Annotated in this window: 19 protein-coding genes and 1 tRNA gene; 4 read left to right on the top strand and 16 right to left on the bottom strand. The window is 59.6% G+C overall.

The features are described from left to right. Nucleotides 1-125: 125 nt before the first annotated feature. Genes RHP74_RS04475 through ptsP form a run of 3 tightly spaced genes read right to left on the bottom strand, consistent with a single transcriptional unit; the run spans nucleotide 126 to nucleotide 5,679 of the window. Nucleotides 126-1,865 (bottom strand): PTS fructose-like transporter subunit IIB, encoded by a 1,740-nt coding sequence (locus tag RHP74_RS04475; protein ID WP_077747395.1) that lies wholly within the window; start codon nucleotides 1,863-1,865, stop codon nucleotides 126-128. Between the two features lie 11 nt (nucleotides 1,866-1,876). Further along, nucleotides 1,877-2,818, bottom strand: coding sequence for a 1-phosphofructokinase (gene pfkB / locus RHP74_RS04470; protein WP_010463457.1), 942 nt, complete (start codon nucleotides 2,816-2,818; stop codon nucleotides 1,877-1,879). Next, on the bottom strand, nucleotides 2,818-5,679 hold the full coding sequence (gene ptsP / locus RHP74_RS04465; RefSeq protein ID WP_311098043.1) for a phosphoenolpyruvate--protein phosphotransferase: 2,862 nt from the start codon (nucleotides 5,677-5,679) through the stop codon (nucleotides 2,818-2,820). The genes pfkB and ptsP overlap by 1 nt, the downstream gene beginning before the upstream one ends. A 291-nt stretch (nucleotides 5,680-5,970) precedes the next feature. On the opposite strand from ptsP, the gene cra reads away from it, so the two are divergent. Beyond that, nucleotides 5,971-6,966, top strand: a complete 996-nt coding sequence (gene cra, locus RHP74_RS04460; protein ID WP_010463461.1) for a catabolite repressor/activator — start codon at nucleotides 5,971-5,973, stop codon at nucleotides 6,964-6,966. A 3-nt stretch (nucleotides 6,967-6,969) separates the two neighbouring features. Next, nucleotides 6,970-7,746, top strand: coding sequence for a TatD family hydrolase (locus RHP74_RS04455; RefSeq protein WP_010463463.1), 777 nt, complete (start codon nucleotides 6,970-6,972; stop codon nucleotides 7,744-7,746). A 48-nt stretch (nucleotides 7,747-7,794) separates the two neighbouring features. On the opposite strand, the gene RHP74_RS31355 is transcribed toward RHP74_RS04455, so the two are convergent. The 4 genes from RHP74_RS31355 to RHP74_RS04435 all read right to left on the bottom strand — a co-directional run bounded on the left by RHP74_RS31355 (nucleotide 7,795) and on the right by RHP74_RS04435 (nucleotide 13,815). Further along, the gene (locus RHP74_RS31355) at nucleotides 7,795-8,499 is read right to left on the bottom strand and encodes a methyl-accepting chemotaxis protein (protein WP_371857853.1); all 705 of its coding nucleotides are present in this window, start codon (nucleotides 8,497-8,499) and stop codon (nucleotides 7,795-7,797) included. 1,635 nt (nucleotides 8,500-10,134) lie between these two features. After that, nucleotides 10,135-10,971 carry a regulatory signaling modulator protein AmpE gene (ampE, locus tag RHP74_RS04445; protein ID WP_010463467.1) on the bottom strand — a complete coding sequence of 279 codons (837 nt, stop codon included), beginning with the start codon at nucleotides 10,969-10,971 and terminating at the stop codon, nucleotides 10,135-10,137. Continuing rightward, a complete protein-coding gene (gene ampD, locus RHP74_RS04440; protein ID WP_311098039.1) occupies nucleotides 10,968-11,543 on the bottom strand; it encodes a 1,6-anhydro-N-acetylmuramyl-L-alanine amidase AmpD in 576 nt (191 codons plus the stop codon). Before ampD ends, ampE begins: the two co-directional genes overlap by 4 nt. A 64-nt stretch (nucleotides 11,544-11,607) precedes the next feature. Next, on the bottom strand, nucleotides 11,608-13,815 hold the full coding sequence (locus tag RHP74_RS04435; RefSeq protein ID WP_311098036.1) for a DUF1631 domain-containing protein: 2,208 nt from the start codon (nucleotides 13,813-13,815) through the stop codon (nucleotides 11,608-11,610). Between the two features lie 283 nt (nucleotides 13,816-14,098). On the opposite strand from RHP74_RS04435, the gene nadC reads away from it, so the two are divergent. Next, nucleotides 14,099-14,947, top strand: coding sequence for a carboxylating nicotinate-nucleotide diphosphorylase (gene nadC, locus RHP74_RS04430; protein WP_010463472.1), 849 nt, complete (start codon nucleotides 14,099-14,101; stop codon nucleotides 14,945-14,947). A gap of 83 nt (nucleotides 14,948-15,030) precedes the next feature. Here the strand turns inward: nadC and RHP74_RS04425 are convergent, their stop codons facing one another. After that, nucleotides 15,031-15,336: a DUF6388 family protein gene (locus tag RHP74_RS04425; RefSeq protein ID WP_077747454.1), complete on the bottom strand. Its 306-nt coding sequence runs from the start codon at nucleotides 15,334-15,336 to the stop codon at nucleotides 15,031-15,033. 315 nt (nucleotides 15,337-15,651) lie between these two features. On the opposite strand from RHP74_RS04425, the gene RHP74_RS04420 reads away from it, so the two are divergent. Further along, nucleotides 15,652-16,686: a hypothetical protein gene (locus RHP74_RS04420; RefSeq protein ID WP_311098033.1), complete on the top strand. Its 1,035-nt coding sequence runs from the start codon at nucleotides 15,652-15,654 to the stop codon at nucleotides 16,684-16,686. 11 nt (nucleotides 16,687-16,697) lie between these two features. Here the strand turns inward: RHP74_RS04420 and RHP74_RS04415 are convergent. From RHP74_RS04415 to rimP, 8 genes are all read right to left on the bottom strand, one after another. Then, a tRNA-Thr gene (locus tag RHP74_RS04415) sits at nucleotides 16,698-16,773 on the bottom strand. 128 nt (nucleotides 16,774-16,901) lie between these two features. Then, a complete protein-coding gene (pnp, locus tag RHP74_RS04410; RefSeq protein ID WP_010463478.1) occupies nucleotides 16,902-19,007 on the bottom strand; it encodes a polyribonucleotide nucleotidyltransferase in 2,106 nt (701 codons plus the stop codon). A gap of 195 nt (nucleotides 19,008-19,202) precedes the next feature. Further along, nucleotides 19,203-19,472, bottom strand: coding sequence for a 30S ribosomal protein S15 (gene rpsO, locus RHP74_RS04405; protein WP_003176135.1), 270 nt, complete (start codon nucleotides 19,470-19,472; stop codon nucleotides 19,203-19,205). A 117-nt stretch (nucleotides 19,473-19,589) separates the two neighbouring features. Further along, nucleotides 19,590-20,507, bottom strand: coding sequence for a tRNA pseudouridine(55) synthase TruB (gene truB / locus RHP74_RS04400; RefSeq protein ID WP_034148331.1), 918 nt, complete (start codon nucleotides 20,505-20,507; stop codon nucleotides 19,590-19,592). Nucleotides 20,508-20,510: 3 nt separating this feature from the next. Further along, nucleotides 20,511-20,912 carry a 30S ribosome-binding factor RbfA gene (rbfA, locus tag RHP74_RS04395; RefSeq protein WP_007942872.1) on the bottom strand — a complete coding sequence of 134 codons (402 nt, stop codon included), beginning with the start codon at nucleotides 20,910-20,912 and terminating at the stop codon, nucleotides 20,511-20,513. A gap of 159 nt (nucleotides 20,913-21,071) precedes the next feature. Next, complete coding sequence (gene infB, locus RHP74_RS04390) at nucleotides 21,072-23,600, bottom strand: translation initiation factor IF-2 (protein WP_010463483.1); 2,529 nt, start codon at nucleotides 23,598-23,600, stop codon at nucleotides 21,072-21,074. A gap of 27 nt (nucleotides 23,601-23,627) precedes the next feature. After that, nucleotides 23,628-25,109: a transcription termination factor NusA gene (nusA, locus tag RHP74_RS04385; protein ID WP_010463485.1), complete on the bottom strand. Its 1,482-nt coding sequence runs from the start codon at nucleotides 25,107-25,109 to the stop codon at nucleotides 23,628-23,630. Nucleotides 25,110-25,156: 47 nt separating this feature from the next. After that, on the bottom strand, nucleotides 25,157-25,615 hold the full coding sequence (gene rimP / locus RHP74_RS04380; RefSeq protein ID WP_010463487.1) for a ribosome maturation factor RimP: 459 nt from the start codon (nucleotides 25,613-25,615) through the stop codon (nucleotides 25,157-25,159). Nucleotides 25,616-25,618 lie beyond the last annotated feature (3 nt).

Raw genomic sequence — 25,618 nt, 5'->3', positions numbered from 1 at the left:
TGAAACCGATGTGACACCGCTCCCCCTGTAGACGCGAGGCTTGCCCGCGAAGGCGATCCGACAGACACCTGTTTGTTGAATGTTAAACCGTCTTCGCGGGCAAGCCTCGCTCGTACAACGTGGTGTCAGGCTTTGGCGGGTTCGAGTGCCATCTCAACAGCTTCCGGCCGCTTGAGCAGCGCATACGCCACCGCCGTCAGCAGGCTCCCCGCCACAATCGCCAGCAAATACAACAGCGCATGGTTGATCGCATTCGGGATCGCCAACACAAACAACCCACCGTGCGGCGCCATCAGTTTGCAGCCGAAATACATCGACAACGCACCGGTCAATGCGCCACCGGCAATGCTCGCCGGAATCACTCGCAACGGGTCTTTGGCGGCAAACGGAATCGCCCCTTCGGAGATGAAACACAGCCCCAATACCAGCGCCGCTTTACCGGCCTCGCGCTCGGTCTGGGCAAATTTGCGCCGTGCGATAAACGTGGCGATACCCAAGCCAATCGGCGGCACCATACCGGCGGCCATGGTCGCGGCCATCGGGGCATAACTTTGCGAGGCCAGCAGCCCCACCGAGAACGCATACGCGGCTTTGTTGATCGGCCCGCCAAGGTCGACGCACATCATCCCGCCGAGCAGCACACCGAGCAGAATCGCGTTGGTGGTGCCCATGCTGTCGAGGAAGTGCGTGAGCCCTTCGAGCATCCCCGCCACCGGTTTGCCGACGATGTAAATCATCACCAGGCCGGTGAACAGGCTCGCCAGCAACGGGATGATCAGGATCGGTTTCAGTGCCTCAAGACTTTGCGGCAAGCGCGCATAACGATTGATCGCCTGCGCCGCATAACCGGCAATGAAACCGGCAATGATCCCGCCGATAAAACCGGCACCGAGGGTGCTCGCCAGCAGGCCACCGATCATCCCCGGCGCCAGGCCCGGACGGTCGGCGATCGAGTAGGCGATGTAACCCGCCAGCAGCGGCACCATCAACTTGAACGCGGTCTCGCCACCGATCTGCATCAGTGCGGCGGCGAGTGTGCCTTCCTCCTTGAATGCGGAAATGCCGAACACGAACGACAAGGCGATCATCAGACCGCCCGCCACCACCATCGGCAGCATGAACGACACGCCCGTCAGCAGGTGTTTATAGACACCGGTCTTCTCTTGTTTGGCCGGGCCTTTGGCACCGGTCGAAGCGGTTTCCTGCTTGCCTTCGGCCAGCGCTTTATTCAGCGTCGCCTCGGCTTGCTTCAACGCAATGCCAGTACCGCAACGGTAGATTTTCTTGCCGGCAAAACGCTCGGTGGCGACTTCGATATCGCACGCCAGCAGCACCACATCGGCATCGGCAATCGCTGCAGCGCTGAGTGGATTGCGCGCACCGACCGAGCCTTGGGTTTCCACTTGCAGGTCGTAGCCCAGACGCTTGGCCGCTTGCTGCAAGGCTTCGGCCGCCATGAACGTGTGAGCGACACCGGTCGGACACGCCGTGATCGCCACCAGGCGTGGCGCGTTTTGAACGGTGGTAGCAGGTTGCTCGACAGCTTCGGGCGCGACATACACCTGAGCTTCTTCAGCCCCGCGTCGTAGCACCGCTTCGACATCCTGCAGGGCATGCGCGGGCGTGCTCTGGAACACTTTCTTGCCGATGAATCGCGACATCTCCACCGGCGCACTGGTGACCAGCAACACCCACTCGGCCGCTTCAATCGTGGCAGCCGACAGCTGACGTTCCGGATGCGCGGCATCGACCACTTCGACGCTGGTGCTCCAGCCCTGACGCTGGGCCGCTGCATCAAGCAAACGGGCGCACAGCACACTGGTGACCATGCCGTTCGGGCAGGCCGTAACAATGGCTAACTTCATGACAAACCCTCTTATTGTTCTGTCAGGGTGCGGATGCGCACGCCCTGTTCGAGCCGCGCCAACTGCGCGACATCGCCAATTCCGAAACCGATCTGCGTGACCGCCATCGCGGCGATTGCCGTGGCGGTGCGCAGGGTCTGTTCAGGCGTGTCGGCACTGAGCAAACCGTGGAGCATGCCGGCCAGCAACGAATCGCCTGCGCCCACGGTGCTGACGACGCTGACCTTGGGCGGCGTGGCGTGCATCGCCGAGCCGACACTGAACCAGTTCACGCCATCGGCCCCGTGGGAGATCACCACATGCTCGATGCCTTGAGCGTGCAAACGGCTCGCCGCTTCGGCTTGTGCCGCCACCGATATCACCTCGCAGCCCAGCGCGTCGGCCAACTCTTCAGTGTTCGGTTTGATCAGCCACGGGCCGGCCTTGAGCGCTGCACGCAAGGCTTCGCCGCTGCTGTCGAGGGCAACGTTCAGACCGAGGTTTTTCAAACGTTCAATCAACGCCTGCAACCACTGCGGGCTTATGCCCTGCGGCAGGCTGCCGGCCACCACGACCGCGTCATGACCGGGCGCAATCTGCTCGAGTCGATCCAGCAGCGCCTGCTGAGCCGTCGCATTGACCATCGGCCCCGGACCGTTGATGTCGGTGATCCGACCATCGTTTTCCGCCAGTTTGATGTTGCTGCGCGTCTCACCGGGCACCCGGATGAACGCATCGACAAAACCGCGTTTGGCGAACAGGGTTTCGAACGCTTGAAGGTTGTCCTCACCGAGGAAACCGCTGACCGTCAGCTGATGGCCGAGGTCGGCGAGCACCTGCGCCACGTTCACGCCTTTACCGGCGGCGTGGGTGTGCATTTCGTCGCTGCGATTGACTTGGCCGGGCTCGAGGCGCGGCAACTGCACCGTCAAGTCCAGCGCCGGGTTGAGCGTCAGGGTCAGGATTTTGGCCATTACAGGGCCTCCACTAATGCGCGCACTTCATTGGCGCTGCCCACGGCCAGGGCCTGTTGGGCGAGAATTCTGGTTTGGCTGAGGCTGAGTTCGCGGATGCGTGCCTTGACCTCGGCAATGCTGCGACCGGACACGCTGAGTTCGTCCACGCCGAGACCGACCAGCACCGGCACCGCCAGCGGATCGGCTGCCAGCTCGCCGCACACGCCGACCCACTTGCCGTTGGCATGGGCCGCGCGCACGGTGATGTCGATCAGTTGCAGCACCGCCGGGTGCAAGCCGTCAGCCTGGGCCGACAAGGTTGGATGCCCTCGGTCGATGGCCAGGGTGTATTGAGTCAGGTCATTGGTGCCGACGCTGAAGAAGTCGACTTCCTTGGCCAGCACCGGCGCCAGCAAGGCCGCCGATGGCACCTCGATCATGATCCCCAGTTGCAGATCAGCCACCGGGATTTCCAGACGCAGACGCTCGGTCATGTCCCGCGCCTGGCGCCACTCATCGACGCTGCCGACCATCGGGAACATGATCCGCAACGGGCGGTTGTCCGCTGCACGGAGCAAGGCGCGCAATTGCGCTTCCATGATCTGCGGACGCTGCAAGGTCAGGCGAATGCCACGCACGCCGAGGAACGGGTTTTCTTCTTTCGCAATCGGCCAGTATGGCAGTGGTTTATCGCCACCGACATCGAGGGTGCGAACCACCAGGGGACGACCGGCCAGGCCGTCGAGGACGCGGCGGTATTCGACTTCCTGGGTGGCCTCGTCCGGCGCCTGGGAATGGGCCATGAAAATCAGTTCAGTGCGCAGCAAGCCGATGCCTTCGGCACCCTGCTCCACCGCGCTGGTCACGCCGGCACTTTCGCCGATGTTGGCGAACACTTCGACCGCATGGCCGTCGGTGGTCAGCGCCGGTTGATGGCGTTGTTCGGCGGCGGCTTTCAGGCGTTGTTCGCGGGTGTCGCGTTCTTCGGTGGCGCGCTGCAAGGTTGCCGCGTCGGCGTCCACATGCAGGCGACCGCGCTGACCATCAATCAGCAACGGCGTGCCCGGCGCCAGCAGCAACACCGCCGCACCGGCGCCGACCAAGGCCGGAATGCCCAGCGCCCGGGCGACAATCGCACTGTGAGCAGTCGCGCCGCCACGGGCCGTAAGAATGCCGGCCACACGGGTCGGATCGAGACGGGCAACGTCGGACGGGCCGACTTCGTCCATCACCAGAATGTACGGCTGATCGGGTTCACTCGGGGTTTCGACGCCGCTGAGTTGCGCCAGCACCCGACGACCGATGTCGCGCAGGTCGGCAGCCCGTTCGGCGAGCAAGGCGTCCTGCAACGATTCCTGTTGTTTGGCCGCCGCTTCAATCACCGCCATCCACGCCGCTTCAGCGCTTTCGCCTTGCTTGAGGCGGGTGTCGACTTCATCGGTCAATTCCGGGTCGTCGAGCATTTCCTGGTGGGTGATGAAAATCTCGCGGATGGCTTTGGATTTGCTGCGTTCGATCAAGCCTTCGATGTCGCGGCGCACGTGCACCAAGCCCTGCTTGAGACGTTCACGCTCAATGGAGGCAGACTCACCACGCAACGGGTATTCGATGGTTTGCAGCACTTGAATGTGCGCCGGGCCAATGGCGATGCCCGGTGCAGCGGCAATGGCCTGGACCAGACTGCCGGACGCTGGCGCCAGGAGCACTTCGGCGACATCGGCAAACACCTCGCGCTGCTGGCTCACGGCAGGCAACGGCTCGACGTCTTCACCGAGGCCTTCTTCGATGGCGGCCAGCAAGGCTGGCAAGGCATCGGCGGCGATGCTCGGTTCAGCGACGAACTCCAATACCTGACCGCGCCGGGCGCCGAGGCTGAGCAGTTTGCTCAAGCTCTTCACCGACACGGCGCTGTCCTCGCCATCGACGATGCGCACGCGGATTTCGCCTTCAAAACTTTTCGCCAACTGCGCGAGGATCTTCGCCGGGCGGGCATGCAAACCGTGGGCGTTGGCCAACGCAATGCGCGCGCTCGGCCAGTCCGCCGGCAGTTCACCGCCCAGCACTTCGAGGACTTTACGGCTGCTGGTGGCGCGACCCAGTTCATGGCCACGGCCTTCGATCAGCAGCGCACACAGGCGTTCGAGCAAAGCCTGATGCGCCTCGCCGAGGCTGGCCAGGCAGAACAGGCCACTGAGGGGCTGGCCGAGGTAGCGCATGGGCTTGTCCGGCGTGACGAACGCCAGGCCCGGACGCTTGACCGTTTGTTCGCTGTGCAGCCACCACAAGCCATCGCCCAGCGGCAGCGCTTCGACCTGTTGCAAGACGGCGGAGAACCCGTTACTCACGCAATCGGCCTGGCGCAGCAAACGCGCGCCGCGCCATACAAGTTCTTCGAAGTCATCGGCGGAGACACCAAGGCCGATCATTTGTGCATCCAGCGCCAGTTCCTGCGGTGCCCCTTGCAGCAGTTTCAATAAGGCTTCGGCGGAACTGGCGCGACGCAGGGCCTGGCCCAGGTCGGTTTCTCCGAGGGCACGGGTCAGCAGTTGCAGCAGTCGCAGGTGTTCATCGGATTTGGCGGCAATGCCGATCGCCAGGTAAACGATCTGGCCGTCGCCCCAGTCCACGCCTTCGGGGAATTGCATCAGCCGCACACCGGTGGAAAACACCTGATCGCGGGTTTCCGGCGTACCGTGGGGGATGGCAATACCTTGACCGAGAAAGGTCGAGCCCTGGACTTCCCGCGCCTGCAAACCGGCGAGATAACCCTCGGCCACCAGGCCATCGGTGACCAGATGCCCGGCCAGTAATTGCAAGGCTTCGGACTTATCCACAGCCGACTGGCCCATGGATATCTGCTCTATGGTGAGCTCGAGCATGCTTTCTCCTTTTTGGCGTCTGTGGGCGCCAGGTATTGTTTTGGATGATTCCAGCTTAGGCGCTTCGTCATCATTTTTGGCGGTTTCACGGCAGAACCGGCCAAATGCGCTTATAACGTAGAAAATACGCTTGCTGAAACGTTTAATCTAGAATGATTGGCACGTTACTCGATTATGTCCCATCCTTGAAGTCCAACTTGTCGGAAGCGTTGCGACAATGGTCGTCTGCCCGAATCGGGTAGGATTGGCGAAAATGTCGGGGCAAGCTCGAACAAACAAGGAAATCCCGAGTTGAAACTCAGTGATATCGCACAGTTGGCCGGTGTGTCCGTTACCACCGCCAGTTATGTCATTAATGGCAAGGCCGAGCAGCAACGTATCAGCAGTGCCACCGTCGAGCGCGTTCGTGCGGTCGTCGAACAACATGGCTTCACGCCCAACCCTCAGGCGGCGGGGCTGCGCAGTCGGCACACCCGCACTTTGGGCTTCATTCTGCCGGACCTGGAAAACCCCAGTTACGCAAGAATCGCCAAACTGCTCGAGCAAGGCGCCCGGGCGCGCGGTTATCAATTGCTGATCGCCAGCTCCGACGATGCGCCGGACAGTGAGCGGCAATTGCTGCAACTGTTCCGCGCCCGGCGCTGTGATGCCTTGATCGTCGCCAGTTGCCTGCCGGCCGGTGATGACAGTTATCGTCTGTTGCAGGCCAAAGGCATTCCGATCATCGCCATCGACCGGGTGATGGAGCCTGAGCATTTCTGTTCGGTGATCAGCGATGATCGCGAGGCCAGCCTGCAACTGACCCGCAGCCTGCTCGACCCGCTGCCCAAGCAAATCGCGCTGATCGGTGCCCGGCCCGAGCTGAGCATCAGCCAGGAACGTGCCGCCGGGTTCAAGGAGGCGTTAAGCGGGTTCAAAGGCGACGTGCTGATCGAGCACGGCGAATCGTTCAGCCGTGAGTGCGGCAAGCAGTTGATGGAGGAATTGTTGCAGCGCCTGGGGCATTTGCCGGATGCGCTGGTGACCACGTCTTACGTGCTGCTTCAAGGCGTGTTCGATGCCTTGCACGACTTCCCGCTGAAAACCCGACCGCTGCGCCTCGGCACCTTCGGCGACACGCAGTTGCTGGACTTCTTGCCGCTGCCGGTCAACGCCATGGCCCAGCAGCATCAGTTGATTGCCGACAAGGCCCTGGCGCTGGCGCTGGCCGCCATCGAGCAGTCCGACTACCAACCCGGCGTGCAAGCCATCGCGCGGACCTTCAAGCAGCGTATTCGCCAGGACTGAACCGTGGAGCTGATTGACAGCCACACTCATCTGGATTTTCCGGACTTCGACGAGGACCGCACGGCGCTGCTCGCCGAAAGCCGCGCCCTCGGGGTACGGCGAATGGTGGTGCTGGGGGTTTATCAGGGTAATTGGCAGCGGGTCTGGGACTTGGTGCAGAGCGACCCCGACCTGCATGCGGCGCTCGGTTTGCACCCGGTGTACCTGGACCAGCATCGCCCTGACGATTTACTCGAACTCGGTGACTGGCTGACCCGCCTGGCGGGTCATCGGCAATTGTGTGCCGTGGGTGAGATCGGTCTGGATTACTTCATCGAAACCCTCGACCGTGAGCGCCAGCAGGCCTTGTTCGACGCGCAACTGCAACTGGCGGTGGACTTCAATCTTCCGGCGCTGATTCATGTGCGGCGCAGCCATGCCGCGGTGATTGCCACGCTCAAACGGTTTCGATTGAAACGCGCGGGCATCATTCATGCCTTCGCCGGCAGCAAGGAAGAGGCGCGCGAATACATCAAGCTCGGTTTCAAACTGGGCCTGGGCGGCGCCGCGACCTGGCCGCAGGCGCTGCGCATGCACCGCGTCCTCGCTGACCTGCCCCTGGAATCAGTGGTGCTGGAAACCGATTCACCGGACATGGCGCCCGCCATGTTTCCCGGTCAACGCAACAGCCCGGCGCACCTGCCGGCGATTTGCTCGGCGCTGGCCGGCATCATGGCGATCAGCCCCGAGCGATTGGCGGCCGCAAGCACGGCCAATGCCTGCGAGTTGTTCAACTGGTAAATCAGCCCTGCACAAAAACCTGCTCCCACATTTGATCCTTGTGTGTCGTCAGACCCGGAACGCGCTGATCAGTTGTTTGAGTTCCAACACTTGGGCCGACAATGCTCGACTGGCATCCTCGGTCTGGTGCGCCCCTTCGGCGGTACGTTCACCCGCGCGGTTGATCTCGACGATGTTCTGGTCGATGTCGTGGGCCACTGCCGTCTGCTGCTCCACCGCGGCGGCGATCTGTTGGTTCTGGTCGACGATCATGCCGACGGCACCGAGGATGTTTTCCAGCGCTTGCTGGACCTTTTCCGACTGCCCGACGGTGCCATCGGCCACCTGATGGCTGACGCCCATGGCTTTCACCGCCGCGCCGACACCATTCTGGAGCTTGGTGATCATCTGCTCGATTTCTTCGGTCGATTGCTGAGTGCGCTTGGCGAGGGTCCGCACCTCATCGGCCACCACCGCAAAACCACGCCCTTGCTCACCGGCCCGAGCGGCTTCGATCGCGGCGTTGAGCGCCAAGAGGTTGGTCTGCTCGGCGATGCTCTTGATCACTTCCAGCACGCGGCTGATGGATTGACTGTCGCTGGCCAATTGGTTGACCACCCGCACCGACTGATCGATCTCGCTGGCCAGTTGCGCGATGCTGCCCTGCTGGGACGCCACCAGGCCGCGACCGCTGATGGTTTCGTCGTTGACGCTGTGGGCACTGCTGACTGCTGCGGCGGCACTGCGCGCCACCTCAAGGGAGGTGGCAGACATCTGGTTCATGGCCGTGGCGACCTGCTCGATCTGCGAACGCTGCCCCGCCACCGCCTGGTTGCTTTGGGCAGAGACACTTTCGACTTGTCCGGCCTGGCGCTCGACCTCGTTGACGGTCTGGCCTACGCGCTCGATCAGGTCATGGATTTTCTTCACGGTGCCGTTGAACACCTCGCCCAACTCGCCCAACTCATCGCGGCTTTCGGCCCGGAAGGTGACGGTCATGTCGCCCGCTGCAACTTTGTCCAGCGTCGCGCCCAGACGTTTGAGGGTGGTGCGGGTCGAGGCGTAGAAGCCGCCGTAGAGGTAGAAAATCAACACAAACACCACCGACAGCGCCACGGCCTGCAAGATCATGTGGGTGCGGTTCTGCTCCAGTCGCTGCTGCAACTGGGTGCCGAGGAATGCCAGGGTGGCTTCGTTGAGTTGGTAGGTCTGGTCCATCAGGCCGGTGACCTGGTCGTAAAAGGCCTGCCATGGCGCATCGAGGGTGTCGGCCATCACCACCTGTTCTTCGAACAGTTCACTGGCCTTTTTCAGCGAGGCCTTGCTGCTCTCGGCCTGGGCGGCCAGGGTGTCACGCGCCGCTTTGCTGGAACCCAATGCATCATTGAGCTTCAGACCGTATTCGCCCTGGAGCTTTTCGATCTGCGCCAGCAGCTCATCAAATCGGGTGCTCGACGACGAATTCAGAAAACCTTGCCCAAGCGAATAGGAACCCATCGCCCGGCCGTCGCCCAGGATCTGCGTCACAGGCGGAGTGACGTTGGTAATGAGTTCGCTGAGCTGACGCATGTCGCTCTGGGTATCGCGGCTGAGGCCGGCTTGACTGGCAATGATCTGGCTGAAAATCTGCGCGCTGCCGAGCAACTTGCCGATCATCCCACTTTTACTTTGCAGGGAGTTTTCCGCTTGCTGGGCCTTGAACGCCGCGATCATTTCATCGCGCTTGCCATCGAAAACCGTGATCTGCTCCGGATCAGTGGTCATCGCCGTCAGCCCTTGCAGGCGGGCCAGAACACTTTGCTCCAGAGTGCTGATCTTCGTCTCGACGTTTCCGGCCTTGCCGGACTGGCCAAGGGTGACGTTGATTTGCACCAGGTTGTTCAGGGTTTCCAGATCACGCCGCAGGGTCAGGCTGCTGCCGAGCAGGTCGAGGCTTTGCAGCTCGACTTGTGTGCCCTGGAATTCACGATAGGAGTCGCGGACCAGATAGAAGTTGGTCACCAGCATCGGCACGAGGAACAGCACACTGATCAGGCTGAACTTCATGCCGAAGCTCAGGCGATTCATCAGCGCGACGGCGGGATAGAGCAAGCTCTTCACTGGAAGTCTCCCTTTTGATTCTTATTTTTATTGGCAGGCGCGGGTCGACGGCAGATAGCCACTATTCAGCGCTATCCCTGTATAGCTTAAATCGGCTGGGGGTTTTGTAACTTAAGGTTAACGGCAGATCGCCGGACTTGAGATCGATGATCATCTTGTGGCGAGGGAGCTTGCTCCCGCTCGTCTGCGAAGCAGACGCAATGCAGGCGAGCGGGTTTTCCTGACATATTCGCCTGGCCGTTTGAGGACGCTGCGCCCCGGGAGCAAGCCCCCTCCCCACAAAGATGTTCACGCAAGACAGCCGTTGGTTTACGGAAGGACCGTCCACAACGCAAAACCTGCATACCAGAGCACCGCCGCTCGCAGCAGTAATTCCCAGATCCGGTCCAGGCTGTTGATACCATCCGGTCCGACGACCGGTGCAGGAATTTCGCCAGCCACCAGGCCAACTTTCTCGATCAACTGGGCAGCGCTGATGTTCCAGTTCAGCAGTTCATGCAGCATGACGCGGCTGACCGCGACAAAATTTCCGACCAGCGCGAAACTGGCCGCCAACAGACGCACCGGCACCCAATCAAACGCATGACGCAACTGTGCAGCGCGCTCGACCACAGCAGGGTTCTGCCCGTGCTCTTCAGCCAGCGCCAGCAGCCGGTAGCTCAGTGCGGCGACCGGGCCCAGCACGAAGTACCAGAAAATCACCGCGAAAAAGCTCTGGTACGCCTCCCACAGCAAATGCCCTTCGACCCGCTCAAGCAGTTGCTCGCCGCTATCGGCGCAGATGTCCACGTCGCGCTTCGCCACATGGGCGGCGGCTTGCAGGTCTTCCCGGCGCCAGGCATCGCGAAACGGTCCCAGGCCAGCCAGCAAATCGCCGCGACCCAGACTGTAAATCACCACCAGCAGGTGCACCGGCAATGCCAGCAACCCGTAGGCCACCGGTTCAAGCACCACCAGCAACAAACCCAGCAGCGCCACCGGCAACAACACCAGCACCACCAATACCAGCCATGGCCGATCAATCAGGCGCGGGCTGACTTCAAGCTTGTTCAGTTCACGCACCCAACCGCCGTCACGTTGGACCCGATGGCGCAAGGCCGAGAATTTCTCGATCCAGACGGCCAACAGCAACACCAGAAAACTCATCGTTGTTCCTCTTGTTCCAAAGCGGCATTTGCCAAGGCGGCGCGGTAGCGTGCCCAGTCGAACGCGGGTCCCGGATCCGTCTTGCGCCCCGGTGCGATGTCGCTATGCCCGCAGATGCGTTGCGCCGTGATCGCCGTAAATGTGCTTTGCAGTTGTCGGGTCAGAGTCGTCAACGCCTGATACTGGGCGTCCTCGAACGGAAGATCATCCGTGCCCTCAAGTTCGATGCCCACAGAAAAATCGTTGCAGGTCTCCCGCCCCTCGAAACTCGAGACACCGGCGTGCCAGGCGCGCTCAAGACAAGAGACAAACTGAGTGACGGTGCCGTCACGTTCGATCAGAAAGTGCGCAGACACCCGCAGGTCAGCAATACCTGCAAAATAGGGATGCTCCGTGACATCCAGACGATTCTGGAAAAATTCCTGCACCTTGCCGGTGGCGAACTGCGCTGGCGGCAGGCTGATGTTGTGGATCACCAGCAGGGAAATTTCGCCCGAGGGGCGCGCATTGAAGTTGGGCGAGCGGCATACACGCACGCCCTGACACCAACCGCTCGCGGGGTCCAACTGCATACAGGTTCCTTCAACGACGACTGTGTTGGCGCCCAGTATGCCGCGATAGGCCCTCGGGGCGCGATCACTTGCCGCGATTGAGACGCCGCAGATTGCCCAGCACCGACTCCAGGGCCCGGTCGAACAGCAAGGTATCGTCCAGCGCCCGCACCGCGCCACGGCGAAATTCCAGGGCCAGGCCGGTGCGGCTGCGCTCCAGCACTTTCATTCCCGTGCGGTCGACAAAGATGTATTTGCCGGTGGAATCGATGATCGCTGCCAGCTTGCAACGCAGGGTGTTTTCATCGTCTTCCTGAAACTCGACCCAGCAGCCCGGACGCAGTTGATCGACCTGAAGCAAACCGGCATCGTCCGCCGGCAACCGCACAGACACCACATCGGCCAGGCCTTCGTCCGCCGTGTGCAGCACGATTTGCTGCAGCACTTCGACCATAACCGGCGGGTCGACGGGTTGTTCAGCCGTCTGACCCGGGCGCTCGAACCGTTGCACGTGCAAGGTTTCCAGCTCACTGAAAAACTCACTGGTGGCGAACGGATCGAACGCCGAGCTGCTCAATCCGTCGCGCAAGGCCTTCAGTAGCCCGGGCACCAGCGCCAACAAACGCAGGCCGGCATCGGGCTCGTCATGGCGCTGCACGCTCCAGATCAATTGCTCCATAGTCTGCACATCGGCCTGCCATTGCGCCGACGCATCACCATGTTTGAGGCAGGTCAACAACAGCACTTTGCTCCAGGCCTCCTGCACGAAGACCACCACAGCCTGGGGCAGCACTTTGCCCAATAACGCCTGATTCAGCGCCTGCTCGACACGCTGGCGAGCCAGTTCGGTCCTGGCGCGGCCTTCCTCGGCGTCACGGGTACGCTGTTCCAGCAGTTCGCTGCGGCGGCGCTCATCACTGGTGAAGGCGAGAAAATCCGCCAGCAATTCGGAAAAGATCGCCGGATCGTCAACAAAGTCGTTCAACAGGCGCTGGACCACTTGCTCGATGCGCAGGTACAGGCTGTCACGCTCGTGGTCATCGCACTCCCCCCAGCCCATCGCGGCGGCAGCGATTTCGTTGAGCAGACGCCGGGCCGGGTGGCTGGCGCGGCTGAAGAAGCTCTTGTCGAGCACCGCCACTTTGAGCATCGGAATCTGCAACCGACCAATCAGCGCCTTGAGGGAGTCAGGCAGGTTGCGGTCATCAAGGATGCATTCGAAGAGCATGGCGATCAGGTTGATCACGTCTTCGTCAGCCACGCCGACCACGCGCGACTTGCCACTTTTGACGCTGACCCGGGTTAGCAGCTGTTCGAGCTGGTTACGCAGATCGAAGTCGTCCTGGGTCGCCAGCGCCGGCACGTATTGCTGCAAGTGCGAGAGCAGGCGCAACAGGTCTCGGGTGGAAATGGGCTGTGTCTGGGCACTGGCTTCGAGGGTCGGCGCGACACTGCCGCGCACGTGTAGCAGCAGCTCCTGCAACGCGGCAAAGACTTCCTGCACGCCATCGTCGACCGGTGCATGGCCCGAGTGGATGCCGACTTCGATCGGTTCGGCATAGGCGCTGGCGGCGGCATGATCGCTGGCTCGCCGCGTGGGAGCGGGCTTGAGGTCGGGCAACACGCCGGTCGCGATGAGCAGTTGATTGGCTTCGGCGTACAGCTGATCAGTGCTGCTGAGCACGTAGCGATCAAATAGTTTGAGAATGATCAGCTTGACCTTGATCTCCACCCCCAGGTTGCGCCAGGCCTGCAAGAAATACTCGCAGAGCCGCGCAGGCCCCAGCGGGTTGTGCTCATCGTCCAGCGCCTTGTCCAGCAACGCACTGAGTCGGGCTGTCAGTTGGTCAAGGGCGAACCCGTCGCGGTTCAGCACTTTGCTGACCATGGCGTCCACCGCGACGCTGCGTTCCAGATCGTCATTGGGCAATGCATCGGTTTCAAACGCCAATGCCTGAGGCAAGGCTGCCTGTGCGCTGTCGTGCTGCGAGAGACTGACGAACGCCTCGCAGAAGTGTTCGAGAAAACCGCGTTCGATGCTTTTTCGCTTGAGTCGCAAGTCGCGCATGGCTTCGAAAAAGAGGTTCTGCTCGACATCGCTGCGGGCCCGATCAGCCATTTCGAACAGCGTGTCGTCGGCGTTATCAAACAGCTCCTGCAAGCCATGCCTGAGCTGTTGAGTGGCCTTGTCGCGAACCTGAAGCAGAATCACAGGCAGGCGGGCGAGCGGCGATTGCGTCGCCTGACCGGTAGCCGCCTTGTGCAAAGGCACTACATTCCCGTCGTTGTGCATCCAAGCCTCCTGAAACGGTGATTCTGCGAATAGTCGTATCCAAACGAACGTCAAAGCCATGACGTCAAAAGCAAGGCGGATTATCTTGCAAAAGCGCTCCCGTGTACCAGCAGACTCTGTGCTTCGTATCGAAATAGACGCATAGGAAAGACGTTGACTTAGCGCCGATGATTCAAGGGAATCGACCAAATGCAGGTTTGCAGGTGAGGGGAACGCCTCTGATGCCTTGGGTTGCCTCGCGCCATGGCCCTATAATCGGGCCACTTTGTTTGTGGAGCCCGTTATGCCGAATCTACGTCTCGCCGATTTGACCGCCGAAATCGAAGCCAACGTGCGCCGTGCGTTGCTCGAAGACATCGGCAGCGGCGACATCACCGCACAGCTGATCCCGGCCGAACGCCTGGCAAAAGCCACCATCATCACCCGCGACGCCGCGGTCATTGCCGGCACCGCATGGGTCGATGCCGTTTTCCGGCAACTCGATCCACGGGTCGCGGTGCACTGGCAGGTGCGTGACGGCGAACGGGTGAAACCCAATCAGGCGCTGTTTCACCTCGAGGGCCCGGCACGCTCGCTGCTGACCGGCGAACGCTGCGCACTGAATTTCCTGCAATTGCTCTCGGGCGTGGCCACGCGCGCGCAATACCTGGCGGATTTTGTCGCCGAGACCCAGGTGAAGCTGCTCGACACCCGTAAAACTCTGCCAGGGCTGCGTCTGGCGCAGAAGTACGCCGTGACCTGCGGCGGTTGCCACAACCACCGCATCGGCCTGTACGACGCCTTCCTGATCAAGGAAAACCACATCGCCGCCTGCGGTGGCATTCCTGAGGCCATCAACGCCGCGCACAAGATCGCCCCGGGCAAGCCGGTCGAGATTGAAGTGGAAAGCCTGGCGGAATTGAAAGAAGCCCTGGCGGCGGGTGCCGACATCATCATGCTCGATGAGTTGAGCCTGGATGACATGCGTGAAGCCGTGCGCCTGAACGCGGGCAAGGCGAAACTGGAAGCCAGCGGTGGTATCAACGAAAACACGCTGCTGCCGATCGCCGAAACCGGGGTGGATTACATTTCGATTGGTGCGATGACCAAGGATGTGAAGGCTGTCGACCTGTCGATGCGCTTAAGCCTCTAAAACGCAGCTTCGAGCGGCAAGCTCCAAGTTTCAAGCAGTTTTGCTTTTACTTGCAGCTTACCGCTTGAAGCCTGAAGCTGCTCTCAAACCACCAGATTGTTCATCTCGCAGTACTCTTCCCACTCGACCCCTAACACCTCGGCCGCCTCCTTGTGCAGCACCAGGCGCGCAGCCTCGAACTCTTCAGGGGTCGAGGTGTACTTGAGCGTCAGTTCCCATGGCTGCAAGCCCTGGGACTCCGCCTCATCCTCGAACGCCCACTGGATCTGGTCTTTCTGATCGTCGGCGGGCAGGTCCTTGATCTCTTCCGCTAGCTGGGGTGATTCAAGCAGGTACTTTTTAAGCGCTTCTTCGTGTCTGGCTTCTTGGGTCAATTCTTTAACGGTCATGGCGTTCTCGCTGATCTGGGGAATGGAAGATGGATCTGGATCATCAAGGATCTCTCTGACGCAAAAAACCGTGTGAAGCCCGGTTTGTCTGGCCTTCAGAACCATTCGGGGATCATCTGAAAACTGCAGAAGTGGTACGTGTGCAACGTCCGAATATAGGACGTTTGGTCGACGATTTATATGGACTTTTACATCAAATCTACAAAAAAACCGTTGATCGGCCTTTCTGAAAATTTTCCCTCGCTACCCAGGAACAACGTTCAAAAGGTAAAGTCATAGCGATGTGCCATATAGGCACTTCACAAGGAATCGGTGATGCGCAATTTTCCCAAGCTTCCATCTACCCTGTTTGCAACCGGCATGGCGGCCCTTCTTCTCGGCAGCCTGGCACTGCCCAATACCGCTCAAGCCGGTCTGGAGTACAAACCTGACAGCGCTAATTCCTCCGATAAATTCCTCGTTTTCCACAACTATTACGGCACAAACGTGATGGTCAGATCCGACGTCAGTATCGAGGAGGTGGAAACATTACAAAGAGTTGTTAAAACCAGTACGGCTGATCTGGAAGAGCTGAAGAAAACCGTCACTGCACAGGCGCGGCTCATCGAAGAGTTGAAAAAGAACACGGTGTCCGGTTCGAATTCGACTGCCAGCGAAGTGGATAAACTCAAGCGCACCGTCAGTGATCAGGACACGGCGCTGAAAAACCTCGCCAAGGCCATGGACGAGTTCAAACGCAACAGTGGTTCGAGCTCCAGTTCCAGCGCCAGCGAAGTGAACGACCTGAAACGCACGGTCAGCGAACAGAACACCGGTTTGGTCAACCTTGCCAAGGCCGTGGACGAGCTCAAACGTAACAGCAGCTCGAATTCCAGCTCCAGTTCCAGCGAAGTCAACGACCTCAAGCGGACGGTCAGCGAACAGGACAACGGACTGAAAAAGCTCGCCAGTCAGATGGACGATCTGAAGCGCAGCAGCAGCTCGAATTTCAGCTCAAGCTCAAGCTCCAGCGAAGTGAGTGATCTGAAACGCGCGGTCAGCGAACAGGACAACGGCCTGAAAAAGCTCGCCAGTCAGATGGACGATCTGAAGCGCAGCAGCGGCGGCTCGAACTCCAGTTCAAGTTCAAGCTCCAGCGAAATGAACGACCTCAAGCGTACCGTCAATGAACAGGAAAACGACTTGAAAAGGCTTGCCAGCCAGGTGGAAGACCTCAAGCGCAGCGCCGGATCGAGTTCCAGCTCGAGCTCCAGCGACCTGTCCAGCCTTAAGCGGGAAGTCAGCGATCAGGACAACCAACTGGATCAGCTGAAACGCACCGTGGAAGATTTGAGCAGAAAGGTGAAATAACAGGGGGGGAATGGTGCCCGAGACAGGAATCGAACCTGCGACCTTCGCGTTACGAGTGCGCTGCTCTACCGGCTGAGCTACACGGGCGGTGGGCTAAACCTAGCACCGGGTTCGAAAGCCAGCAACTTCACACCCTGTTTCACAGACAAAAAAATGCCCCGCAGCTTTCACTGCGGGGCATTTTTTATAACGTTGAAGCAATCAAGCGGGGGTGATTAAACGCCCGAAGCCTTGGCCGCTGCTACGTCTTTGATGGACAGTTTGATACGGCCGCGGTTGTCCACGTCCAGTACCAGTACTTCCACTTCCTGGCCTTCTTTCAGGATGTCGGTCACTTTCTCAACGCGAGCATCGCTCAGCATCGAGATGTGTACCAGACCGTCCTTGCCAGGCAGGATGTTGACGAATGCGCCGAAGTCGACGATGCGCTCAACCTTACCAACGTAGATCTTGCCGATTTCAGCTTCTGCGGTGATGCCCAGAACGCGCTGACGTGCTGCTTCAGCCGCTTCCTTGGTTTCGCCGAAGATCTTGATCGAGCCGTCGTCTTCGATGTCGATCGAAGCCTTGGTCTCTTCACAGATCGCACGAATGGTCGCGCCGCCTTTACCGATGACATCACGGATTTTGTCGGTGTCGATTTTCATCGCGATCATGGTCGGAGCATTTTCCGACAGTTCGGTGCGAGACTGACCAATGATCTGGTTCATCTGACCGAGGATGTTCAGGCGCGCTTCCAGGGCTTGGCCCAGAGCGATTTCCATGATTTCTTCGGTGATGCCTTTGATCTTGATGTCCATCTGCAGCGCGGTAACACCTTTGGCGGTACCGGCTACTTTGAAGTCCATGTCGCCGAGGTGGTCTTCGTCACCCAGGATGTCGGTCAGGACGGCGAACTTCTCGCCTTCTTTAACCAGACCCATGGCGATACCGGCAACCGGTGCCTTCATCGGAACGCCGGCGTCCATCAGAGCCAGGGAAGCGCCGCAAACGGAAGCCATCGAGCTCGAACCGTTGGATTCGGTGATTTCCGACACAACACGAATGGTGTAAGGGAACACGTCGGCAGCAGGCAGCATGGCTGCAATCGAACGACGGGCCAGACGGCCGTGACCGATTTCGCGACGACCAGCGCCACCCATGCGACCACACTCACCTACCGAGAACGGAGGGAAGTTGTAGTGCAGCATGAACGGGTCTTTTTTCTCGCCTTCCAGGGTGTCCAGCAGCTGTGCGTCACGGGCGGTGCCCAGTGTTGCAACAACCAGCGCCTGGGTTTCGCCACGGGTGAACAGCGCCGAACCGTGAGTCTTTGGCAGAACACCGACTTCGATGTTCAAAGGACGTACGGTCTTGGTGTCGCGACCGTCGATACGTGGCTTGCCGTTTACGATGTTTTCGCGAACGGTGCGGTATTCGATTTCGCCGAAAGCGGCTTTGACTTCGCTGGACGAAGGCTGGCCTTCTTCACCGGACAGCTTGGCAACCACCTGGTCTTTCAGCTCACCCAGGCGAGCGTAACGGTCGGCCTTGATGGTGATGGTGTAAGCCTGGGAGATCGCGTCGCCGAACTCGGCACGGATAGCGCCCAGCAGAGCAGTGGCTTCTGGCTGTGGAGCCCAGGTCCAGGTCGGCTTGGCAGCTTCGGCGGCCAGTTCCTTGACGGCGTTGATCACCACCTGGAACTCGTCGTGAGCAAACAGTACCGCGCCCAGCATCTGGTCTTCGGTCAGCTCTTTGGCTTCCGATTCAACCATCAACACGGCTTCCGAAGTACCGGCAACGACCATGTCCAGGCTCGAAGCTTTCTGTTGTTCGTAAGTCGGGTTCAGCAGGTAGCCAGTGCTTTCGTGGAATGCAACGCGGGCAGCGCCGATCGGGCCATCGAAAGGAATACCGGAGATAGCCAACGCAGCCGAGGTACCGATCATCGCAGCGATGTCCGGATCGGTTTTCTTGCTGGTGGAAACGACGGTGCAGACAACCTGCACTTCGTTCATGAAGCCTTCTGGGAACAGCGGACGGATCGGACGGTCGATCAGTCGGGAAGTCAGGGTTTCTTTCTCGGAAGGACGGCCTTCACGCTTGAAGAAACCGCCAGGGATCTTACCGGCAGCGTAAGTCTTTTCCTGGTAGTGAACAGACAGAGGGAAGAAGCCCTTGCCTGGATCGGCTTGCTTGGCGCCGACCACAGTCACCAACACGCTGACGTCGTCGTCAACGGTGACCAATACTGCGCCGGAGGCCTGACGGGCGATACGGCCAGTCTCGAGGGTAACGGTCGACTGACCGAACTGGAATTTTTTGATTACCGGGTTCACGGTGTCCTACCTTCTTTTGTGGCTCTTGGGGAACTTGTCTTCTTGCGAAATTCTTGGGCAATGTCGGGAATCGGCCCAACGCCTGTCCAGGGTAAAACGACTATCCAGATAAAACTTGAGGCTGGGAGCCTGCCATGTGCCAGCGGGAAACCCACTGGCGCACGACAGACAACCAACCTCTAGCGCAATCGCTTATTAGCGACGCAGACCCAGGCGACCGATCAGAGCCTGATAACGACCCAGATCCTTGCCTTTCAGGTAGTCCAGCAGCTTACGACGCTGGTTAACCATGCGGATCAGACCACGACGGGAGTGGTGGTCTTTACCGTTGGCCTTGAAGTGACCTTGCAGCTTGTTGATGTTGTGGGTCAGCAGTGCAACTTGCACTTCTGGCGAACCAGTGTCACCAACAGCTTGCTGGTAGTCAGCTACGATTTGAGCTTTTTCTTGAACGTCGAGAGCCATGAGGCAATCCTTTTATCAGGAAACTGTTTCAAAGAAACAGCTTCAACAGGCCAGGGACAAATCCCTGTATCTAAAAATGAGTAGTGACCGTGCCTGTTAACAGCCACCCTCGTCCGGTCATTCTGACCGAATCAGTCGACGTGGCGCGATGCGCCCGTCTTCGCTCACTTCACCGATACCGATGAAGCGACCGTTGTGATCCTGTACCCGTACCATGCCGAACTTCGGTGCATCCGGGGCTCGTACCGGTTGGCCGTTAAGCCAGTAGAACGAACTGTGCTCCGAGAACTGCAACAGTGGCCAATCCAGAAGGCCGCTGTCCGATGGCATCAGGAAGCGGTCGACCGCTTCGTTGCCGCCTTCGGCATGTACCGCTTCCAACTCTTCAAGCGTGACCGTCTGCGCCAGCGTGAAAGGCCCGGCCTGGGTACGTCGCAATTCAGCCACGTAAGCGCCACAACCGAGTTGCTCACCGATATCCTCCACCAGGGTGCGAATATAGGTGCCTTTGCTGCAATCCACCGCAAGCCGCGCAGTATCACCTTCAAAGGCCAGCAATTCCAAGCGCGCAATAGTAACAGAACGCGGTTCACGCTCCACTACTTCGCCTGCACGGGCCAGCTTGTACAGCGGCTGGCCATCACGCTTGAGCGCCGAGTACATCGGCGGTATCTGACTGATTTGCCCGCGAAATTTCGGCAGAACAGCTTCGACATCTGCGCGACCAACGGTCACCGGACGCTCCTGCAAAACTTCACCCTCGGCATCGGCCGTGGTGGTGGTCTTGCCCAGTTGCGCCAGGGTTTCGTAACCCTTGTCGGAATCGAGCAGGTATTGCGAGAACTTGGTGGCCTCACCGAAGCACAACGGCAACACGCCGGTGGCCAGCGGATCGAGACTGCCGGTGTGACCGGCTTTCTCGGCGTTCAGCAGCCAGCGAACCTTCTGCAACGCGGCGTTAGAGGTGAACCCCAATGGCTTGTCGAGCAGAATGATACCGCTGACGTTACGACGGATACGTTTGACCTGAGCCACCGATTACTCCTTGGCGTCTTCGGGTTCAGCCGCTACCGGGTGCTGATTGTCTTCAGCCACCGCACGCTCGATCAGGGCCGACAGGTGCGCGCCACGCACGACGCTTTCGTCGTAGTGGAAGTGCAACTGCGGAACGCTGCGCAACTTCATTTCACGAGCCAACTGCATGCGCAGGAAACCGGCGGCTGAGTTGAGCACCTTGATGCTTTGCGCGATGTCTTCGGCGTTGTCCTGGCCCATCACGGTGATGAAGATCTTGGCGTGACCGACGTCACGGCTGACTTCAACAGCGGTAATGGTGACCAGACCGACGCGCGGGTCTTTGACTTCACGACGGATCAGCTGTGCCAGCTCACGCTGCATCTGATCGCCGATACGTTGGGTACGGCTGTATTCTTTTGCCATGTCTTGTTACCTGTTACTGCCCCACGGTGAAACCCGAGGGGTCTGAAAGCGGCAAACGCCCGGCCTGACAAAAGCCAGACCGGGCGTTGCGTTTAGAGTCCTGACGCTGCGCCGCGCATTTGCATGCGGCGGCTTGGCGTGGCCCTTGAAGTGCGCGAGTTAGAGGCTGCGAGCAACCTGAACCTTCTCGAAGACTTCGATCTTGTCACCGACTTTGACGTCGTTGTAGCTCTTCACGCCGATACCGCATTCCATGCCGGCACGTACTTCGGAAGCGTCATCCTTGAAGCGGCGCAGGGATTCCAGCTCGCCTTCGAAGATAACGATGTCTTCACGCAGTACACGGATTGGACGGTTACGGTGAACAACACCTTCGATAACCATGCAACCGGCGATCGCGCCAAACTTCGGCGAACGGAACACGTCACGCACTTCAGCGGTACCCAGGATGTTCTCGCGAACATCGCTGCCCAGCATACCGGTGAGGGCTTTCTTGACGTCTTCGATGATGTCGTAGATCACGTTGTAGTAACGCATATCCAGACCTTCCTGCTCGACGATCTTGCGAGCGCCAGCATCGGCACGCACGTTGAAGCCAAACAGTACAGCGTTGGAGGCCAGTGCCAGGTTAGCGTCGGACTCGGTGATACCACCGACGCCGCCACCGACAACACGCACTTGCACTTCGTCGTTACCCAGGCCGTTCAAGGCACCGTTCAACGCTTCCAGCGAACCACGGACGTCGGATTTGAGGACGATGTTGAGCGTCTTCTTCTCTGCCTGACCCATGTTTTCGAAGATGTTTTCCAGCTTGCCGGCGTGAGCGCGAGCCAGTTTGACTTCGCGGAACTTGCCTTGACGGAACAGAGCCACTTCACGGGCTTTCTTCTCGTCCGACAGCACGCTCATCTCATCGCCAGCGTCCGGGGTACCGTCCAGGCCGAGGATCTCGACTGGGATGGAAGGACCGGCTTCTTTGATCGGCTTGCCGTTCTCGTCGAGCATGGCGCGTACACGGCCATAGTTCGAACCGACCAGGACCATGTCGCCTTGGCGCAGGGTACCGTCTTGAACCAGAACGGTTGCAACCGGGCCACGACCTTTGTCGAGACGCGATTCAACCACCACACCACGGCCAGGAGCCGAAGGCGTCGCTTTCAGTTCCAGAACTTCGGCTTGCAGCAGAACAGCTTCGAGCAACTCGTCCACGCCAGTACCGACTTTCGCCGAAACCGATACGAACGGGGTGTCGCCGCCCCACTCTTCCGAAGTCACGCCGTGAACCGACAGCTCGCTACGGATGCGATCGAGATCAGCGCCCGGCTTGTCGATTTTGTTCACTGCAACAACCAGTGGAACACCGGCAGCCTTGGCGTGCTGGACCGCTTCAATGGTCTGCGGCATTACGCCGTCGTCCGCTGCAACCACCAGGATCACGATGTCAGTCGCCTTGGCACCACGGGCACGCATTGCGGTAAACGCGGCGTGACCCGGGGTATCGAGGAAAGTGACCATGCCGCGATCAGTTTCAACGTGGTACGCACCGATGTGCTGGGTGATACCGCCGGCTTCGCCAGCAGCTACCTTGGCACGACGGATATAGTCGAGCAGCGACGTCTTACCGTGGTCAACGTGGCCCATTACGGTCACGACTGGCGCACGGGAGAACGTCTCACCTTCAAACTTCAGGGACTCGGCCAGGGAATCTTCCAGGGCGGTGTCGCTGACCAGGGTCACTTTGTGGCCCAGTTCTTCGGCTACCAGTTGAGCAGTTTCCTGATCAAGCACCTGGTTGATGGTCGCTGGCGTACCCAGTTTGAACATGAACTTGATGATTTCAGCAGCCTTGACCGACATCTGATTGGCGAGATCGCCAACAGTGATGGTCTCGCCGATCTGCACATCACGCACGACAGGGCCGGTTGGGCTCTGGAAACCGTGGGCGTTGCGTTTCTTCAGCTTGGCCTTGCCGCGACCACCACGACGGAAGCCATCGCTTTCTTCGTCGGTAGTACGTGGGGCAACGCGTGGAGCAGGCGCTTTCTCTTTAACCGAAGCACGATGCGGAGCGTTTTTGCGCTCACCATCGCCACTGCCACGACGATTGTTATCGTCGGCGCGTGGTTTGTCCGGACGGCGCTGTTCGTTCTGCTTGTTGCGAACGTCAGCAGACGGTGCTGGAGCAGCGGCTACAACCGGCGCGCTTTCGCGTACTGGCTCGGCAACTGCAGCAGGGGCTGCAACGGCGTCGTTAGTAGCGGATTGCGCAGCAGCAGGCTGGCGACGCGCTTCTTCTTCGGCGCGACGCTTGGCTTCTTCTTCAGCCTTCTGACGAGCAGCATTTTCTACTGCGCGGCGTTCTTCCAGTTCGCGTTTGCGCTCGGCTTCAATTTCTTCCGGGCTGCGCTGTACGAAGACTTTCTTCTTACGCACTTCAACGCTGATGCTTTTGCTGCCAGCAACACGCAGGGTGCTGGTGGTTTTGCGCTGCAGCGTGATCTTGCGCGGTTCTTCCACTTTCGCCTTGTGGCTGCTCTTCAAGTGAGTCAGCAAAGACTGCTTCTCACTATCGCTCACACCTTCATCGGCGGCGGTGTGCGGCAGACCTGCCTCACGCATCTGCTGCAACAGGCGCTCTACCGGTGTTTTGACCTCATCGGCCAGTTGTTTCACCGTGACTTGCGTCATGCACTTCTCTCCTCAGGCCGCGCCTAATTACTCGAACCAGTGGGCTCGGGCGGCCATGATCAACTTGCCGGCACGATCATCGTCAATGCCGTCGATGTCGAGCAGGTCGTCAATAGACTGCTCGGCCAGGTCTTCGCGGGTAATTACGCCGCGCACCGCCAGTTCCATCGCCAGATCCTTGTCCATACCCTCAAGCGAGAGCAGGTCTTCGGCCGGATGGGCGTCTGCCAGCTTTTCCTCAGTAGCGATGGCTTTGGTCAACAAACGATCCTTGGCGCGAGCGCGAAGCTCGTTGACGGTTTCTTCGTCAAAGCCTTCGATGTTGAGCATTTCTTCCAACGGTACGTAGGCAATCTCTTCCAGGCTGGTGAAGCCTTCATCTACCAGCACCTGTGCAAGGTCTTCGTCGACTTCCAGCTCGTCGATGAAGTTGCGCAGGATGTCGCCGGTTTCTGCTTGCTGCTTAGCCTGGATGTCCGATTCGGTCATCACGTTCAGGGTCCAGCCAGTCAACTGGCTAGCCAGACGCACGTTCTGACCACCGCGACCGATGGCCTGAGCCAGATTGTCTGCGCCAACGGCGATGTCCATTGCATGGGCATCTTCGTCAACGATAATTGCCGCAACCTCAGCCGGGGACATGGCGTTGATTACGAACTGAGCCGGGTTGTCATCCCACAGGACGATATCCACACGCTCACCGCCCAACTCACCCGACACTGCCTGGACGCGCGAACCGCGCATACCGATGCAAGCGCCTTGCGGGTCGATGCGTTTGTCTTTCGAGCGGACCGCGATCTTGGCACGCGAACCCGGGTCACGGGAGGCTGCCATTACTTCGATCAGGCCTTCAGCGATTTCCGGCACTTCGATGCGGAACAACTCGATCAGCATTTCCGGCGCGGTACGCGACAGGATCAGCTGCGGGCCGCGGTTCTCGGTGCGGATTTCCTTGAGCAGCGCACGCAAGCGCACGCCAACCCGGAAGGTTTCGCGAGAGATGATGTCTTCACGAGCCAGCAACGCTTCAGCGTTGTTGCCCAGATCGACGATCACGTTGTCGCGGGTCACTTTCTTCACGGTGCCGGAGATGATTTCCCCCAGGCGCTCGCGATAAGCGTCAACGACTTGAGCGCGCTCGGCTTCGCGAACTTTCTGCACGATGACTTGCTTGGCAGTCTGTGCAGCAATGCGGCCGAACTCGATGGATTCGATTTTCTCTTCGACTACATCACCCACCTGGGCGCCCGGGTGCGTTTCGGCAACCTTGCTCGGCCAGGTTTCGATGGCCGGATCATCCAGGTCTGCTTCTTCGACGACCGTCCAGCGACGGAATGTCTCGTAAGCACCGGTGTGGCGATTGATTTCCACACGCAGATCGACTTCGTCCTCGAAACGCTTTTTGGTAGCAGTGGCCAGGGCCAGCTCCAGCGCTTCAAAAATTACGTTTGCCGGTACGCCCTTTTCATTGGATACCGACTCAACAACCAGCAGTACTTCTTTGCTCATCGTACGCCTCGCCTTTCGCAAGCCATTGGATCCGCGGGATCCGCGTCTCAGTCAAAACTGGGAATAATGTTGGCCTTGTCGATCATATCGATCGGCAACAGGAACTCATGGTCTTCTACCTGCACCACGACGTCCTGCTCTTCTACACCGCGCAGAAGGCCCTGAAAGTTGCGTCGTCCTTCAAAAGGCGAGCGCAGCTTGATCTTCACTTGTTCACCGGCAAATTTTGCAAACTGCTCAATAGTGAACAGTGGGCGTTCCATGCCAGGCGAGGAAACTTCAAGGGTGTATTCAACGGCGATTGGATCTTCAACATCCAGGACACCGCTGATCTGACGGCTGACGATGGCACAATCGTCCACCAGCACACCGCCCTCTTTATCAATATAAACGCGCAACATTGAGTGGCGACCTTGAGCCGAAAACTCAATACCCCAGCATTCATAGCCCAGGGCCACGACCACCGGGGCCAACAAGGCCTGCAACTCTTCTAGCTTGCTCGACACCTG

This window comes from Pseudomonas sp. SG20052 (assembly GCF_031766055.1).
GTDB lineage: Bacteria > Pseudomonadota > Gammaproteobacteria > Pseudomonadales > Pseudomonadaceae > Aquipseudomonas > Aquipseudomonas mandelii.
Note: the sequence above shows the minus strand (reverse complement) of the source record. Positions and strands in the feature narration are given on the sequence as shown.